Source organism: Erythrobacter sp. S259 (assembly GCF_057364965.1).
Genome location: NZ_CP200286.1, coordinates 2,564,275 through 2,580,932, shown reverse-complemented (window position 1 = coordinate 2,580,932; position 16,658 = coordinate 2,564,275). Strand labels below are relative to the sequence as shown.

The 16,658-nt window shown below is 57.6% G+C and carries 12 protein-coding genes and 1 pseudogene; 5 read left to right on the top strand and 8 right to left on the bottom strand.

Going from position 1 to position 16,658, the window contains the following annotated elements; genetic code table 11:
* The first annotated feature begins 15 nt into the window (after window positions 1-15).
* Window positions 16-1,263: a methionine adenosyltransferase gene (gene metK, locus AC0V60_RS12150; RefSeq protein ID WP_486178718.1), complete on the top strand. Its 1,248-nt coding sequence runs from the start codon at window positions 16-18 to the stop codon at window positions 1,261-1,263.
* Between the two features lie 18 nt (window positions 1,264-1,281).
* The gene (locus AC0V60_RS12145; protein ID WP_486178717.1) at window positions 1,282-2,523 is read left to right on the top strand and encodes a DUF418 domain-containing protein; all 1,242 of its coding nucleotides are present in this window, start codon (window positions 1,282-1,284) and stop codon (window positions 2,521-2,523) included.
* On the opposite strand, the gene AC0V60_RS12140 is transcribed toward AC0V60_RS12145, so the two are convergent.
* From AC0V60_RS12140 to AC0V60_RS12120, 5 genes are read right to left on the bottom strand one after another with little or no spacing between them, the layout of a single operon-like run.
* Window positions 2,520-3,671 carry a CaiB/BaiF CoA transferase family protein gene (locus AC0V60_RS12140; protein ID WP_486178716.1) on the bottom strand — a complete coding sequence of 384 codons (1,152 nt, stop codon included), beginning with the start codon at window positions 3,669-3,671 and terminating at the stop codon, window positions 2,520-2,522. The two genes, AC0V60_RS12145 and AC0V60_RS12140, sit on opposite strands and share 4 nt — an antisense overlap.
* A 6-nt stretch (window positions 3,672-3,677) precedes the next feature.
* A complete protein-coding gene (locus AC0V60_RS12135; RefSeq protein WP_486178715.1) occupies window positions 3,678-4,343 on the bottom strand; it encodes a CoA transferase subunit B in 666 nt (221 codons plus the stop codon).
* Window positions 4,344-4,377: 34 nt separating this feature from the next.
* The gene (locus AC0V60_RS12130) at window positions 4,378-5,061 is read right to left on the bottom strand and encodes a hypothetical protein (RefSeq protein WP_486178714.1); all 684 of its coding nucleotides are present in this window, start codon (window positions 5,059-5,061) and stop codon (window positions 4,378-4,380) included.
* Window positions 5,061-5,495 carry a hypothetical protein gene (locus AC0V60_RS12125; protein ID WP_486178713.1) on the bottom strand — a complete coding sequence of 145 codons (435 nt, stop codon included), beginning with the start codon at window positions 5,493-5,495 and terminating at the stop codon, window positions 5,061-5,063. The genes AC0V60_RS12130 and AC0V60_RS12125 overlap by 1 nt, the downstream gene beginning before the upstream one ends.
* The gene (locus AC0V60_RS12120; RefSeq protein ID WP_486178712.1) at window positions 5,496-6,218 is read right to left on the bottom strand and encodes a CoA transferase subunit A; all 723 of its coding nucleotides are present in this window, start codon (window positions 6,216-6,218) and stop codon (window positions 5,496-5,498) included. It lies immediately after the preceding gene.
* 614 nt (window positions 6,219-6,832) lie between these two features.
* Between AC0V60_RS12120 and AC0V60_RS12115 the strand changes: the two are divergent.
* Window positions 6,833-9,147 (top strand): annotated as a pseudogene (locus tag AC0V60_RS12115) (CDC48 family AAA ATPase).
* A gap of 4 nt (window positions 9,148-9,151) precedes the next feature.
* Here AC0V60_RS12115 and AC0V60_RS12110 read toward each other — a convergent pair.
* Both AC0V60_RS12110 and polA read right to left on the bottom strand, forming a co-directional pair.
* Window positions 9,152-9,328, bottom strand: a complete 177-nt coding sequence (locus tag AC0V60_RS12110) for a hypothetical protein (RefSeq protein WP_486178711.1) — start codon at window positions 9,326-9,328, stop codon at window positions 9,152-9,154.
* Window positions 9,329-9,382: 54 nt separating this feature from the next.
* A complete protein-coding gene (gene polA / locus AC0V60_RS12105) occupies window positions 9,383-12,250 on the bottom strand; it encodes a DNA polymerase I (RefSeq protein ID WP_486178710.1) in 2,868 nt (955 codons plus the stop codon).
* 267 nt (window positions 12,251-12,517) lie between these two features.
* On the opposite strand from polA, the gene AC0V60_RS12100 reads away from it, so the two are divergent.
* The gene (locus AC0V60_RS12100) at window positions 12,518-12,841 is read left to right on the top strand and encodes a hypothetical protein (protein ID WP_486178709.1); all 324 of its coding nucleotides are present in this window, start codon (window positions 12,518-12,520) and stop codon (window positions 12,839-12,841) included.
* Window positions 12,842-12,944: 103 nt separating this feature from the next.
* Here AC0V60_RS12100 and AC0V60_RS12095 read toward each other — a convergent pair whose 3' ends face one another.
* Complete coding sequence (locus AC0V60_RS12095; protein ID WP_486178708.1) at window positions 12,945-14,000, bottom strand: serine hydrolase; 1,056 nt, start codon at window positions 13,998-14,000, stop codon at window positions 12,945-12,947.
* Window positions 14,001-14,281: 281 nt separating this feature from the next.
* On the opposite strand from AC0V60_RS12095, the gene AC0V60_RS12090 reads away from it, so the two are divergent.
* The gene (locus tag AC0V60_RS12090) at window positions 14,282-16,648 is read left to right on the top strand and encodes a DUF305 domain-containing protein (RefSeq protein WP_486178707.1); all 2,367 of its coding nucleotides are present in this window, start codon (window positions 14,282-14,284) and stop codon (window positions 16,646-16,648) included.
* Window positions 16,649-16,658: the final 10 nt, after the last annotated feature.

Sequence of the window (16,658 nt, the reverse complement as noted above, 5' to 3'; positions counted from 1 at the left end):
AGGCCCCACACAATCATGCGCCAGCACTATCTTTTCACTTCTGAAAGCGTTTCCGAAGGCCACCCCGACAAGGTTTCTGACCAGATCTCGGACGCAATTGTCGATCTGATGCTGGCAAAAGACCCCGAGGCGCGTGTCGCGTGTGAGACCATGACCACGACCCAGCGCGTGATCCTCTCAGGCGAGATTCGCTGCGCCCCGATGTATGACGAGGGCAATGAAGAATGGGCCGTCAATGGCGGCTGGGCGCCGGGCGCAAAAGAAGAGATTGAACAGGCTGTACGCTCGACCGTGCGCGACATTGGTTATGAGCAAGACGGCTTTCACTGGAAGACACTGACCTTCGAAAACCACCTCCACGGCCAATCTGCTCATATCGCGCAGGGTGTTGATGCAGGTGCAGAGGGTTCGAACAAGGACGAAGGCGCAGGCGATCAGGGCATCATGTTCGGTTTTGCGTGCGACGAGACGCCGGACCTGATGCCAGCGACGCTTGATTACAGTCACAAGATTTTGGAACGCCTCGCAAAGGACCGCCATTCGGGCGCCGCGCCGTTCCTTGAGCCTGACGCAAAAAGCCAGGTCACGCTGCGCTATGAAAACGGCAAGCCTGTCGCTTGTACCGCCCTTGTGGTGAGTACCCAGCATGCAGAAGGGTATGACGAGGGCGCGCAAGAGGCAGAATTGCACGCTTATGTTAAAGGCGTTGTGGCCGAGATTTTGCCAGACGGTTTCATCTCGGACGAGACCCAGTGGCACATCAACCCGACCGGCAGCTTTGTCATCGGCGGTCCTGACGGTGATGCGGGGCTCACAGGCCGCAAGATCATCGTCGACACGTATGGCGGGGCGGCCCCGCACGGCGGCGGCGCGTTTAGCGGTAAAGACCCGACCAAGGTTGACCGCAGCGCTGCTTACATCACGCGCTACCTTGCCAAGAACGTGGTTGCCGCAGGGCTTGCGACCCGCTGCACCATTCAGATCGCCTATGCAATCGGTGTGTCTGAGCCGCTGTCGCTTTACGTTGACACGCATGGCACCGCAGCCACCGGCGTCACAGATGCGAGCCTTGAGGAGGCTATTCATTCGATCGGAAAACTCGGCGGTCTGACACCGCGGGCGATCCGCACGCATCTGGGCCTGAACAAGCCGATCTACCGGATCAGCGCGGCCTACGGTCACTTTGGCCGCACGGCCGATGCGGATAGCTTCCCTTGGGAGCGCACCGACTTGGCGGGTGATCTGAAAGCGGCATTGGGCTGACCGATAAGGGCGCTATTTGTGGGTGCGCCAAAGCAACCCTCAGCCGGTACATCGGGCTCTTCATCGGCTCAATCATCGAAACGTATCACTGAACTCGACGCTCTGCGCGGGCTCGCCGTGATCGGCATCGCGTGGATGAATGTCTATGCTTTCGCGCTTCCTGCACAAGGGTATTACAATCCCAATGTCTGGGGCCCGGGCCTTGGTCAAGCATCCGACCTTGATCGGCTGATTTGGGTTATCAGCTTTGTCTTTATCGAAGACAAATTTCGCACTCTGTTTGCGATGCTTTTTGGTGCTGGCTGCCTGATCCTGTTGGAGCGCGGCGCAAAGCGGCCGTTGCGTGCACACTATGCGCGTATGGCGGTGCTTTTTGTGATTGGTTTGGTGCATGCGACTGTCTTTGCGAGCAATGATATTTTGCGCGCCTACGCGCTTGCGGGCTGCATCTTGCCCTTGATGAGCGGGCTGAGTGCAAGGGCGCTTTTTGCGATTTGCGTCGGGCTAGTCGTGGTCCATCTGGCGAGCGGAATGATCATTCTTGGAGGCGGGGTTGCCGACCAATATAAGCTGCGCACTGCAAGCGATGCATATTTGTTCGCAGAACGCAATTTTGGCGCGAACCCCGCTGCCGTCCAATATATGCTCGACCAAGGCCGGGAAGGGATGGCCCAGCGCATACCACGGCGTTTGACCGGCTTTTTCTCGCAATTGTCCGTCATCGGCAGCAGCCTGCCCATTACTCTTGCAGCAATGGCGCTTGGCATGGGGCTGTGGAAGGCCCGGATGCTCTCCGGCGAATGGCGTGTGTTCCTTCTTCAGCGCTGCGCGGCGATTGCGGCTCTAATCGCGATCCCGCCTCTGTTTGCCCTTGCCTGGTGGGTGTCAGAAAACGGGTTTGCAGGTCCTGTTGTAGGCGCGGCTGGATTGGTCGCATCGGCACCGTTCGATACATTGCTTGGGATTGCTTATGCCGCCTTGGCGTTGGCCTTTTTGAGGCAAGAGAGTGCTGCGGGAAATCTTTTGGCCTGCGTGGGCCGACTGTCACTTACCAACTACCTGATGACCTCGCTGATATTTGCTGCGATTTTTGCAAGTTGGGGGCTGGGTCTGTTTGGCGGGGTGTCCCGCACTCAGGCCTTTAGCCTTAGCTTTGTGCCCATTGCTGGTATGCTCATTTGGTCGCCTTTGTGGGTAAAGCGGGCGGGCAAAGGCCTGTTTGAGCGTGTTTGGAGAGCGGCCGCCCGGCTTCTATCCTAGCTGTCTTCGCCGTGCATCGGAGAGGGGCGGTCCAAAGCCAATTCCGCATCGGAGAATGTAAAGGGACTGCGCACGCCGGGCATCCCGCCAAGATCGATGCGAAGACCGCGCGCAAGCACCTGCGGGTCGTCAAACACCTCATCAAGCTGGTTGATTGGCCCTGCGGGCACACCCTTTTGCGCGCACGCTTTGAGCAGCGTCTCTTTGGTCCAATACGCCGTCGTCTTGGCAATTTCAGCATCGAGTGCAGCTGCGTGCTCAATACGGCCGCCATTGGAGGCAAAGCGGTGATCTTGCTCAAGATCACTGCGATCAAGCAGCTGCGTCAGGCGGACAAAGAGGCGATCATTGGCAGGGGCAAGGACCACGTGTCCATCGCTCACAGGGAACACGCCATAAGGCGCGACCTGGGCATGCGCATTGCCCATGCGCGGCGGATTTTCGCCGGTTGTAAGGTGATAGGTTGCCTGGTTCGCCAACAATGCCACTGAACAATCAAGCAGACTGACATCAATATGCTGCCCCGTGCCTGTCCGGCCCCTCTGGATGAGCGCTGCTTGAATAGCGTTGGCAGCATAGACGCCGGTGGTAAGGTCGCTGATCGAGATACCCATCTTTACCGGCACGCCCGAAGGCTCACCTGTTATCGACATAAATCCGCTCATGGCCTGAATCACGAAGTCATAGCCCGCCTCATGCGCACGCGGCCCCGTCTGGCCGAACCCGGTGATTGAACAATAAACGAGGGCGGGGTTGGCAGGGTTCATGCTCGCAAAGTCAAGACCGAACTTAGCAAGGCCGCCGGTCTTGAAATTCTCGATCAGGACATCTGCATCCGCTGCGAGGCTGCGCACACGGTCAAGATCGCCGCTTCTGCCAAAATCGGCAATGATGCTGCGCTTACCCCTGTTCGCTGCGTGATAATATGCTGCCTCGCGGCGCGCCGTTCCATCTAGACCCACGCGCTCGACCCAAGGGGGGCCCCATTGGCGTGTCCCGTCGCCTTCAGGGCTTTCGACCTTGATCACATCCGCGCCAAGATCCGCCAAAATCTGACCTGCCCAAGGCCCCGCGAGCACGCGCGCAAGTTCAAGCACTTTGAGCCCGGCAAGTGGGGCGTTGGGATTGCGCGGGGCATCAAGCCACATAATGCTTTACACCGGTTCCAGCGCCACTTCGTATGCAGCGGTCGTGCTTGCCGCGATATCCTCCTCAGTCACACCCGGCGCCAATTCGATAAGGCGGAAGGGCACCTCCTTGGAGGGGCGATGAAACACGCCGAGGTTGGTGATGATCATATCGACCACATTTGCTCCTGTTAGAGGAAGCGTGCATTCAGAAATAAATTTGGCAGAGCCGTCTTTTGCGGCGTGGTCCATCACCACGATGATCTTTTTGACGCCTGCGACCAAATCCATTGCGCCGCCCATGCCCTTGATCATTTTGCCCGGGATCATCCAGTTGGCAATATCCCCATTCTCAGCCACTTCCATCGCGCCCAGCACGGTAAGGTCGATATGCCCGCCGCGGATCATCGAAAAGCTGGTGGCGCTGTCGAAATAGGCGCTGTGAGGAAGCTCGCTGATGGTTTGCTTGCCAGCGTTTATGAGGTCCGGATCAATCTCATCCTCGTAGGGGAAAGGCCCGATCCCAAGCATCCCGTTCTCGCTTTGCAGAGTGACCAGCATGCCTTCGGGAATGTGGTTGGCGACCAAAGTTGGGATGCCGATTCCAAGGTTGACGTAATAGCCATCTTTGAGCTCGCGTGCAGCGCGCGCTGCCATTTGGTCTCTGGTCCAGCCTTTGGGTTGGTCACTCATGAGGTTGTTCTTTCGTCATAACTAAAATCGGAGATTAAAGCAGCGGCTGCGGGATAATAAACCAGCCATCGCCGATCAGTGGCTCTAGCGTTTCTGCATCCGCCGGGTTTTTCAAATAGTCATAAAGCTCATCAAAATCAGAGCGCGTATCGCCTGCAATAGCGATCAGGCAGCTTATCTGCGCAAGCTCCTCGCGCAAGGTTTGCTTGCGGTCATCGGGAGTGCGGATGAGAAGGATGCGGTCCTCACCGTTTAGATCAAGGCGGCTGTAAGTCAGCGCGCGCTTGACCGCGTGCAGTTTGTCGACGCCATTGCCGGAAATCCATGCAACGCTAACACCGCCTTCGCGCAGCCGGGAAAGCCCGCGCGCAAGACCAGAGGGCGGGCGAGAGGCTGCGGCTGGATCGAACAGACCGCTGCTTGGATCAAGATCAATGAGAACGGTCGGCGAAACGCCCACGCATTGGCTTTTGACCGGTTCAAGCGCCACACGGTCGCTCAGCATCGCAGCCTCTGGCTCAGTGTCAGAACCAATATTCCTGCTGCTTGCATAGGACAATAGCTGGTTGATGCCAGAAGACCCAATTGCCTCGCGCTGCAACGGCACGGACGTAGGTAAGGGCCGGACCACGTCACTTGTGGTTGCCTTAAAGCCTTGTGCCGAAACTGAAATTGGTCCTGAAATTGGTCCTCCGGCGGCTGAGGTGTCCGGCGTCACTACTGGCCTTGGTATTGGCGGGACGTTGGTGTTTGCGGGGGCAAAGCGCGCGCTGAGTATGCGCGCGCTGGGTATGCCGGAGATGTTGCGGAAGGCGGCGCGAAGGCGGCGTCAAAGTCTGCGCTAGCGGACGAAGCTGGGGATGCGGACGAGGAAGGGGATGCGGCGCTTGAGGACGCTTCTTGGACGGGGGAAATATCGGTGTTTTGCGCCGTCTTGCCTTCGCTGGACGCGGCAACTTCTGGGGCCGGATCAGCGCCTTGCAGCCCAGCCTCGCCGCGCGATACCGTCCGTTCTCCCATAAAGCCGCCAGCAGCAATAGGAAACGCTGCAGCAGCGCTACCCTGCGCCCATACAGCGGCCCCGATCAGCAGAGCGGTTTGCGCAAGCTTTCGGGCGGGCCAATCGGCACGGTTGTTGGTTTTATCATTCACTTATGCATGCTCGCGCGGGCGAACTGTGCGGAACTCGATCTTCTTGTCGTAAGGTGTTCCAAGGATCAGGCGATTGACGAAAACACCGGGCAAATGCACCTCATCTGCTTCCAGAGCGCCTGCGGGCACGATCTCCTCCACCTCGGCAATGCAAACCTTGCCGCATGTCGCGGCGGGTTGATTGAAATTGCGCGCGGTCTTGCGAAAGATGAGGTTGCCGGTTTCGTCCGCCTTCCAAGCCTTCACAATGGATAAGTCCGCGAAGATTCCGCGTTCAAGGATATAGGCCGACATGATGCCATCTTGATCGGGAAATTCTGCATGCTCTTTCCCTTCAGCGACCTGCGTTCCCACGCCTGTCTTAGTATAAAAGCCCGGAATTCCCGCACCGCCTGCCCGCATTCTCTCAGCAAGTGTGCCTTGAGGACAGAACTCAACCTCTAGCTCACCTGAAAGAAATTGGCGCTCAAACTCTTTGTTTTCGCCAACATAAGAGGAGATCATCTTCTTGACTTGGCGCGTGCGCAGCAGCTTGCCGATCCCCTCATTGTCGATGCCAGCATTGTTGCTGGCAAATGTGAGCCCGGTAACGCCGCTGTCTTTGATAGCGTCAAGCAAGCGTTCTGGAATACCGCAAAGGCCAAAGCCTCCCGCTGCGACCAAAAGGTCGTTGGCGATCACACCTTCAAGCGCTGCGGCTGCGGTCGGAAATAGTTTTGACATAAGCGAATGGTTTACCTGATTGAGATCCGTCTGCCTGTCTCTACTCCACACTTTGCCGCGTGCAAAGCAGAGCTAGACCTTGTTCAGCAAGTGGTGACATAAGAAACCATCTACAGGCAATCAGTCTCGGGTCTAGGGGCGGGGCGGTTTTGCGACATTATGAGAAGAAACCCGCAAAATGCTCAAAAAATGTGCAGTTGCACTTTATATAGGCTCTCTAGTGTGCACCAAATTGTATCAACTTAATTGGCGTCCGGACTATTGATGCATTTTACGCAATTGCGAATGCGGGTTTCGCACTTGCACAAAAATGGTCTTGGCGGCAAAACGATCTCATGCCTTACAGGCATCCTCTCCCAAACTTTTAAGCCCGGCCCTTGTGCCGGGCTTTTTTTGTGCCGCCTTTAAGGTCGCTCTCGGCCCGCAGTACCTTGGGGCGCCCTAGAGGGGCCTGCCGCATCGAAGGCTCACCCGTGCTAGCCCGACCGGTTTACAACTGATGGACACCCGCATCGCCAAAAGTCCGGTTTGCAATCGCCCTTTGTCCACCCTAGCTATTTGAGAGCAAACCATATGATTCCCGCGCTCCCCCGCCAGACCAAAGGACCCTAGCCATGGCAGATGCCGACACAGACGCAGCGACCAGCCGCAAAGTCCGGCTCCAGGTCGCTCAGGCGCGACAAGAAGAATCAGGGCAGGGCATTGCCCGAATGCCTCGCAGCGCTTTCCAAAAACTTGGCGTTACCGAAGGCGATGTGGTCGAGATCGAGGGCAAACGCTTAACCGCCGCGATTGCTTTGCCAGCTCACCCTGAGGATGAAACGCTCGGTGTGATCTCGTCTCGACGGGCTGCAACGCGGAAATGCAGAGGCCGGAGCAGGCGAGCACGTCGACATCAAAGTGGCACAATCGCGCCCTGCCACGCGGGTAGTCTTTGCCCCTGCTCAGCGCGATATGCGTTTGCAAGGCCCGACGCAGGCTTTGAAACGCAATTTCTTTAAAAAGCCTTTGGTGGCAGGAGACCTCGTTGCAACCACAGGCCAGCAGCCGGTGCAGAATATGCCCTCTGATGTGCGCCAAATGCTGCGCGCGCCTGCTTTTGCTCTCACCCAAATTCGTCTGAGCGTTCATGCGACCAGCCCCAAGGGCATCGTCCATATTGACGAGAACACTGAGGTTGAACTTCGCACAGATTTTGAAGAGCCGCGTGATGGGCGCGGCGCGGTCAATTATGACGATGTAGGCGGGATGGAAGACACCATTCAGGCCCTTCGCGAAATGGTTGAGTTGCCGCTGCGCTATCCTGAGCTTTTCACGCGGCTCGGTGTTGATCCGCCCAAGGGCGTACTTCTCCACGGACCCCCTGGAACTGGTAAAACCCGCCTTGCGCAGGCGGTCGCGAATGAGAGCGATGCAGAGTTTTTCATCATCAATGGCCCGGAAATCATGGGCTCAGGCTATGGTGAAAGCGAGAAGCGGTTGCGCGAGGTTTTCGAAGAGGCAGCCCGCGCAGCCCCGGCGATTGTATTCATTGATGAGATCGATCTCGATCGCTCCCAAACGCACGCAGGTTCCCGGTGAGGCTGAAAAGCGCGTTGTTGCGCAAATGCTCACCCTTATGGATGGGCTTGAGGCGCGGGCCAATATCGTAGTTATCGCGGCGACCAATCGCCCCGATGCCATCGACGAAGCGCTCAGACGTCCGGGCCGGTTCGACCGTGAGATCGTTGTGGGCGTGCCCGATCAAAACGGTCGGCGCGAAATTTTGACGATCCACACCCGCGGCATGCCGCTCGAAGAGGGTGTCAATCTGGCTGAGCTCGCCCGGATGACCCATGGGTTTGTAGGGGCTGATTTGGCCGCCCTTGCACGCGAGGCGGCGATTGACGCGGTCCGGCGTATCATGCCCAAGCTTGATCTTGATGCGCGCGAGATCCCGCCAGAGGTTCTCGAAGACCTGCGTGTCACTCGCAATGATTTCCAAGGCGCATTGAAACGCATTCAGCCCTCCGCCATGCGCGAAGTTATGGTGCAAATGCCCAATGTGGGTTGGGACGATATCGGGGGCGTTGGCGATGCAGTAGAGAAGCTTAAAGAGGGGATCGAACTGCCTCTCAAAAACGCCGAAGGGTTCCGTCGGCTGGGCATTCGCGCTGCCAAGGGCTTCCTGCTTTATGGTCCTCCTGGGACCGGCAAAACGCTGCTTGCCAAAGCGGTTGCGAAGGAGGCTGATGCCAATTTCATCTCGATGAAGTCATCGGACCTATTGAGCAAATGGTACGGCGAAAGCGAGCAACAGATCGCGAAACTCTTCGCCCGCGCTAGGGCGGTTGCGCCGTGCGTTCTGTTTATCGACGAGATCGACAGCCTCGTGCCCGCACGCGGCTCGGGACAGGGCGAACCCCAAGTCACAGGGCGCGTGGTAAACACGATTCTGGCCGAAATGGACGGCCTCGAAGAGCTGCAATCGGTGATCGTGATTGGCGCGACCAACCGCCCGACTTTGATGGACCCTGCGTTGCTGCGTCCGGGCCGGTTTGATGAGCTGGTCTACGTAGGCACGCCTGACCTTGACGGGCGGCGCCATATCCTTGGCATTCACACAGAAAACATGCCGCTTGCAAGCAACGTGGATCTCGGCGAGGTGGCGGCCAAAACCGACCGGTTTACGGGCGCAGACCTAGAAGATGTAGTCCGCCGTGCTGGTTTGGGCGCGCTTCGGCGGATGGGCGGCGATGTGCCCGCGGTGGAGATGCAGGACTTCGACGATGCACTTGAAGACAGCCGTGCCACAGTGACGCCGCGTATGGAGGCGGAATACCGTGCGATGCGAGGAGAGCTCAAGAAGCGCGCGGTGGAGGCCAATCCGATTGGGTTTTTTGCGCCTGAGAACCTGCACAAGCACAAGGATGATGATGAGGACGGCTAGCAAGCTATTCTCGCCGGATAGCTAACCAGCAGACCGCGCCGATAATGGCCAATGCCGCAGCGAGAACCCCGTAAACCGTGACAGATTTCGCGTGCAGGACAACCGCGCTGTTCACCTCAAAATACCGGCCCTGCTCATTGTAAGGCAGGGTGCGGCGCGTGTTCCAAGTCCAAGCGCTCACCCCCGCGCCAAGGAGCAGCAGAAGCGCTGCCGCACCTCAGCGCGGTGCGCATTATCAATGGGCCGCGTCCCAGCTCGCTCCCGTGCCGATATCAATCGCAAGCGGCACATCGAGCGTCACGGCGGGGAGGGCTGCTTCTGCCATCACCCGCTCGATAATCGGCGCGGCGGCGGCGACGTCTCCCTCGGGCAGTTCAAACACCAATTCATCGTGGACTTGTAGAAGCATGCGAACATCGCCCAGACCCGCATCGCGCAAGGCTGGCAGCATCCGTACCATGGCGCGCTTGATAATGTCGGCGCTGGTGCCTTGGATAGGCGCGTTGATCGCGGCGCGTTCTGAGCCTTGGCGCTCGGCTTGGTTCTTGGACTTGATCCGGGGGAACCATGTTTTGCGGCCAAACAGCGTCTCGGAATAGCCGAGTTCGCCAACACTGGTTAGGGTCTCAGAGATGTACCGCTGGATGCCGGGAAAGCGCTGGAAATAGGTGTCGATCATGGCCTGCGCTTCGTCCGGTTCGACCTCCAGCCGCCCTGCGAGCCCCCAGCGCGAGATGCCATACAGGATCGCGAAGTTGATGGTCTTGGCCTGTGCACGGGTGTCTCTCGTAACTTCGCCAAACATCTCGGTGGCGGTGCGTGAGTGGATGTCTTCGCCCTGTTCGAACGCGTCTTTGAGCGTTTCCACATCGGCCATATGCGCGGCGAGCCTCAGCTCGATTTGCGAATAGTCCGCCGCGAGAAGCACATTGCCGTCTTCGGGCACAAAAGCCTCGCGAATTTGCCGTCCGATCGGGGTGCGGATCGGGATGTTCTGAAGGTTCGGATCAGTGGACGACAACCGCCCGGTCTGCGCTCCAGCAAGGCTGTAGCTGGTGTGTACCCGGCCCGTGTTCGGATTGATCTGCCCCTGCAAAGCGTCGGTGTAGGTCGATTTCAGTTTCGAGAGGTGCCGCCATTCGAGCACCTTCTTGGTGATCGCCGCCGCCTCTGGGTCCGCGCTAAGCTTCTCCAAGGTCGATTGATCGGTTGAATAGGCCCCGCTCTTGCCCTTCTTGCCGCCCTTAAAGCCCATCTTGTCGAACAGGATTTCGCCGAGCTGTTTTGGCGAACCCACCGAAAACTCTTCACCCGAAATCTCGTGGATGTCTTTCTCGAGCGACGCCGTTTCGGTCGCAAATTCCTCCGAAAGCTTGGCGAGGCGTGCGCGATCCACCTTGATGCCCTCGCGTTCCATACCAGCGACCAATGGGATCAACGGGCGGTCCACGCGTTCGTAAATGGCACTGCCGCCCTCTTCGGATAGGCGCGGTTTGAGCATGCGGTAGAGCCGCAAGGTGACATCGGCATCCTCGGCGGCGTATTCGGTCGCGCGGTCCAGAGGCACTTCGCCGAAGGGGATTGCCTTTTTACCGGTTCCGCAGACCTCTTTGAACGAAAGCGGCGTGTGGCCAAGGTGGCGTTCGGACAGCTCGTCCATACCGTGGCCTCCGCCCATGCCCTCGCCGCGCCCCGCATCGAGGTCAAAGCTCATCACCATTGTGTCCTCGATCGGCGCAACGCTGATCCCAGAGCGTTCAAGGACGTTCAAGTCATACTTCCCGTTCTGGAAGACTTTGAGAACTGCATCGTCTTCGAGCATTGGTTTCAATGCAGCGATGGCATTTTCCATCGCGATCTGTTCCGGCTTTTCGGCGAACATATCGTCGCCGCCTCCGTCACCTGTATAATGCGCAAGCGGGATGTAGCACGCTTCATTGGGACCGAGCGCAAGGCTAACCCCGACCAAATCGGCCTGCATCGCATCTAAAGAAGAAGTCTCGGTATCCACTGCGACCAGTCGCGCAGTGGTCGCGCGGGCTACCCAATCCTGCAGTTCTCCGAGCGTTTGCACCGTTTTATAGGCGCTGCGATCAACCTTTGGCATCTCGGGAACCGGCTGGCGATTGCCGAGCGCATCGCCTGCATCACCGCCCGCATCACCGCCCTTGTCAGCCTTGGCCGGATTGAGATTGTTGGGACGATCCGGCGACCCACTACCAGCGCCTAGGCGCTTCAAAAGCGAATTGAACCCGTGGGTTTGCAGGAACTCGGCGAGCGGCTCTTCGGGGATTTTGGTGAGCGCCATCTCCTCAATCGCCACGGGCAGGTCGCAATCCTCTTTGAGCGTCACGAGAACCCGCGACAATTCGGCATCCTCGCGGCCTTCAAGGAGGCGCTCTTTGAGCTTCGATTTCTTCATATCTGGCGCTTGATCGAGCGCAGCGGTAAGAGAGCCATGCTCTGCAATCAGCTTGGAGGCGGTCTTGGGCCCAACGCCGTAAATGCCCGGCACATTGTCAACCGCGTCACCCATCAGCGCCAGTACATCGCCGACCAGATCGGGCGTCACCCCGAACTTTTCGTGCACCTCATCCAAATAAATCCGCTGCGACTTCATTGTGTCGAGCATGTCTATGTGCGCGCCGTTCTCTTCGCCCACAAGCTGCATCAAATCTTTGTCCGAAGATACAATTGTGACGTTCCAGCCCCTGCGCTGTGCCTCCCGGGCATAAGAGGCGATAAGGTCATCCGCCTCCAGCCCCTGTTCCTCAATGCAAGGCAGGCTAAAGGCCCGCGTAGCATCGCGGATCAGCGGGAATTGCGGCCGTAGATCTTCTGGCGGCGGAGGACGGTTGGCCTTATATTCGGGATAAATGTCATTGCGAAAACTCTTGGAATCCTTGTCGAGGATCACGGCCAAATGTGTCGGCCCATCAGCAGCATCCAGATCATCCGCCAGCTTCCACAGCATGGTGGTGTAACCATAGACAGCGCCCACCGGCGTTCCTTCAGGATTGGTGAGCGGGGGCAGGCGGTGGTAGGCGCGGAAAATGTAGGCCGAGCCATCGACGAGATAAAGGTGCTGCTTTTTATCGGACATAAGGCGTTGCTAGCATTGCGAAAGGGCCCGCGTAAGTCAGTTTAACGCATTAACCCCCTCCGGAATTGCCGTTTAGCCTTCTATCCGGGACGGCGGCCAAATGTGGCGGAAATAAGGCAAAAAAGAGGCGCTTTGCCATATTTTACTTGAATTGCCACATTTCGGCCATTATTTGATACAGCGAGCACGACGTAATCTCGTCTGGCTATGGCGCGTTCCTCATAGGAGGGGGGTGCGTGTTTTATTCGCTGAATAAGGAATTATATTATGCGTAAGATCGTTCTTGCCGCTGCTGTTGCAACTTCGGCTCTTGGCCTTGCTGCGTGCGGGGAAACCGCTGACGCTGTTGCTGACACTGGCGATGCGATGGCTGCTGACGCTGCTTCAATCGCTGACGATGCAACTGCTACCGCTGAAGGCGCTGTTGACGCGACCAGCGAAGCTGTTGACGGTGCGGCTAGCGCGACCGCAGATGCTGCCGGCGATGCAGCTGACGCGACCGCAGATGCTGCTGGCGACGCAGCTGACGGTGTCAAAGCCGCTGCTGAAGATGCAGCTGCCAAAGCAGAAGCTATGGTGGAAGGCGAGTAATTCGCCAACCGCTGGCTGAAAGCTGGCTAGAGAAAAGGCGGCGTCCCGGTCAGGGGTGCCGCCTTTTTCTGTTCCGAAATAGGAGGCCTACTCTTGAGGGTTATTAGCCGCCGCCCAGCCGCGGTGCGTTCACCCAGTTGCGATTCTCGCGGGCTTTGACGTTGAACCCGTCATAAAGCGCGCGCGCGATGCTGGCGATCCGTCCCTCACGGGCTCTGCGTGATCCTTGACCCGTCACATAAATCGCCACGGCGACCGCGCGTCCATCAGGGCTTTCAATAATTCCGACGTCGCTCGATGTGTTGTTTAGCGAACCTGTTTTGTGGCTTACTTTTGCCTCGCCTGGCATATTGGCAACAATCCGGCGTTTGCCTGTGACCGTTCGGCTCATCGCGCCAAGGAGCACTCGCCGGCTTTCGTTGGAGAGATACTCTCCCCGATAAAGGCCTCCCAGAAGGCGCACCATTGCCTTGGGCGTTGCTGAATCGCGCGGATCAATCCAAGTGGCCGGATCATATTCGCCATCATCGCGCACAAGTGTCGCAATATCGCGGTCGATTGAAAAATCCGAGATTCCTTGACGGCGCATCCAGTCGTTGACGGCTTGAGGACCGCCCACGGCTTTCAATAAGGCGTCGGTCGCCGGGTTGCTTGATCTTGTGATCATGATTTCGATGAGATCAATTGCGGCCATCGAATTGCCATTGCGTACAGGCGCTGCGGCTGATGAGAATTTCCTGGAGCGGACCGGGATGAGCAGCGGGAACTCGCTGGTGAGCGAATATCGACCTTGCTCCACCATCTCCAGATATTTGGCGGCCACAGCAATCTTGCTTGTGGAGGCCATCGGAAAGAGCTGGTCGCCCAGAACCGTGATTTGTTCACCGGTGGCAAGATCCCATGCGGCCACACCAATACGGCCCTGACTGCCATCGGCAAGCTGCGCGATGCGCTGTTCGAACGAGGACGCATAGATCGCCTCAAAGGTCGAGGGTTCGCGCATCTGTGTGCCAAAGGCGCTATCGAAATTCGCCTCAAGCTCCTTGCCCTGTCTGTTTTGCTCAGCCTGAGCGTGTGCGGGTGCCAAACTGGCTGCGATCAGCACGGCGAGAGGGGCAAGAGCACGGATCGTACAAGGAATTAGATTTCTGATGGCCATTGAAAAAGCATACTCCGGTCAAGGTTAGCGCTGGCTTAAGCCCCCCTAAAGTCTTACGATTCGCCCCGACAACCTCTCGTTTCATCTCATGCGGCGAATTGTGCAAGCCCTACGACCGATTCGCGGCTCATTTATCAGTTGGGGCACTAATTATAATGCGAGGAACCCTTCGATTGTTCCCTTGTTGCGTATCTATACGCCCTTTGAAGCGCAGTCTTGACTGATACGGTCAATTGGGCAGGAGTGGCGTCAAAGTTTAAAACATGAGGGACATGATAACCATGCAACGCACTCTAGCTCTGGGTTCACGCAGCCTTTTGACACGCAGCCTTTTGACAGGCCTTCTTCTCACAGGCTCAAGCCTCGCCATGGCACAAAATGCGCCAATCTTGCTGCCTGGTGCGCCAGGAGAGGCGAGCAAAACCTTGAGTGCATCTGAGGCGACCGAAATCGCCAAATCGAGCTACACCGATGCCGATGTTGATTTTATGCAAGGTATGATCGTCCACCATCAGCAAGCGGTCGATATGTCGAAGCTGGTCGAGGCGCGCACCAATAATGAAGAGGTCGTGACGATCGCAGGCCGCATCTTGTCGAGCCAGGCTGACGAGATTGAGTTCATGAACGAATGGCTCGCCGCGCGCGGTGAGAAGACAGTCATGACCGGAATGGACCACTCAAATATGGACCATAGCAATATGGATCATTCGGGTCATGTAATGGGCCACTCCATGGATCACTCACAAATGGCCGGCATGGCGAGCGCTGAGGACCTGGCCAAGCTGGCAACACTTGAGGGCACCGAGTTTGATCGCTTGTTCCTGACGCTTATGATCGCGCACCATGAAGGTGCGATCACTATGGTCGACGACCTCCTTGAACAGCCCGGTAGCGCCGCTGATCCCGTATTGTTCCAGTTTGTCAGCGATATTGAAAACGACCAGCAGTCTGAAATCGACCAGATGGACGTGATGCTCGCGGCTCTCTCCACCGACCCACGCGTAAATCTGGCCGTTGGCTTTGATAATGCGGGCGAGGCCATCATGAACCTGCGTAAGGTTGTGACACTGTCCAAGCCTGCTGGCTTTTTTGATCCCGACAATCCCGCTGATCTGCGCCCCGCAAAAGCCGAGTCTAAAAAGGATGAAGAGGCTGAACAGGAAGAGACTGAGCCTACTCCCGCACAGCAGGCTGTCGAAAATGCACGCAAGGCCCTTGAAGATGCCGAGGCAGCTGCTGCAGCGGAGCGCGGCGATGACGAAGAGGATGAAAGCCTGACCGAATTTGCTGAGCGCTCACCGCTCCTTGATTTTGCAAACACCGATATGGCGTTCTTCGACGACATCATGATAGCGGGCAACTATCACGGTTTTAACATTTACAAGCTGGGCGATGACGGCGTGCCTGACCTCATGTCATCGGTTGTGTGTCCCGGCGGTCAGGGCGATGTCTCGGTCCACGAGAACCTTCTCATCATGAGCGTCGAGCAAACCCGCGGCCGTGTCGATTGCGGGCTTCAAGGTGTCGAGGGCGACGTAAGCGAAGAGCGTTTCCGCGGCCTTCGTATCTTCGATATTTCTGATCTGACTGCTGTGCGACAGGTGGGTCAGGTGCAAACCTGCCGCGGTAGCCACACGCACTCGATTGTAAGTGCGAATGCCGAAAAACTCATCGTTTACAACTCGGGCACCTCGCGCGTGCGTAAACAGGAAGAGCTTGAGCGCTGCATCGACAACCGGTCTGACAGCCGCACGGCTTTGTTCAGCATCGACGTGATTGAAATTCCCATCAACGACCCTTCAAAGGCGCGCATCACCAGTTCGCCCCGCGTGTTTGCTGACAACGAAACCGGCGAGATCGCTGGCCTTTGGAAAGGCGGCGTTTCAGAGGAAGGCGCGCAGGAAACGCGCCAGACCAATCAGTGCCACGACATCACGGTGTTCCCGGCTCTGAAAATCGCAGCGGGCGCGTGTTCGGGCAACGGGATCATCATGGATATCTCTGATCCTTATAACCCTGTGCGCACCGACAGCGTGTTCGACAAAGGCTTTGCCTATTGGCACTCAGCCACCTTTAACAATGACGGCACCAAAGTGATCTTCACCGACGAGTGGGGCGGGGGCGGCCGTCCGCGTTGTAAGGCATCGGACCCAATGACATGGGGCGCGAATGCGATTTACGACATTGTTGACGGCAAACTTGAATTCCGCAGCCACTACAAGATGCCTGGACCGCAAACCGAGCATGAAAACTGCGTTGCACACAACGGCTCGATCATTCCGGTCCCTGGCCGCGATATCTTTGTGCAAAGCTGGTATCAGGGCGGCATCAGCGTGATGGACTTCACCGACAGCGCCAACCCGCAAGAGATCGCGTTCTTCGACCGCGGTCCGATTGATGACAAGCAGCTCGTCGTTGGCGGTTTTTGGTCGAGCTATTGGTACAATGGCCGCATTTACGGCACAGAGATCACTCGCGGTGTCGATGTGTTTGCGCTCGAAGCATCAGAGCACCTTACCGCTGAAGAGATCGCCGCCGCAGAAGCAGCGTCTTACGCCAACACCCGCTTCAACCCGCAGACCCAGACACAGGTGACGTGGGACGAAAGTGTGATTGAAGCAGCAGCGGCAAGCCGCAAAGGCGGCTAAGCGCTTTTGG

Coding starts and splice junctions, on each gene's coding strand:
- metK (WP_486178718.1), top strand. CDS start 16: ATGCGCCAGCACTATCTTTTCACTTCTGAAAGCGTTTCCGAAGGCCAC.
- AC0V60_RS12140 (WP_486178716.1), bottom strand. CDS start 3,671: ATGTGGCTTGATGCCCCGCGCAATCCCAACGCCCCACTTGCCGGGCTC.
- AC0V60_RS12135 (WP_486178715.1), bottom strand. CDS start 4,343: ATGAGTGACCAACCCAAAGGCTGGACCAGAGACCAAATGGCAGCGCGC.
- AC0V60_RS12120 (WP_486178712.1), bottom strand. CDS start 6,218: ATGTCAAAACTATTTCCGACCGCAGCCGCAGCGCTTGAAGGTGTGATC.
- polA (WP_486178710.1), bottom strand. CDS start 12,250: ATGTCCGATAAAAAGCAGCACCTTTATCTCGTCGATGGCTCGGCCTAC.
- AC0V60_RS12100 (WP_486178709.1), top strand. CDS start 12,518: ATGCGTAAGATCGTTCTTGCCGCTGCTGTTGCAACTTCGGCTCTTGGC.
- AC0V60_RS12095 (WP_486178708.1), bottom strand. CDS start 14,000: ATGGCCATCAGAAATCTAATTCCTTGTACGATCCGTGCTCTTGCCCCT.
- AC0V60_RS12090 (WP_486178707.1), top strand. CDS start 14,282: ATGCAACGCACTCTAGCTCTGGGTTCACGCAGCCTTTTGACACGCAGC.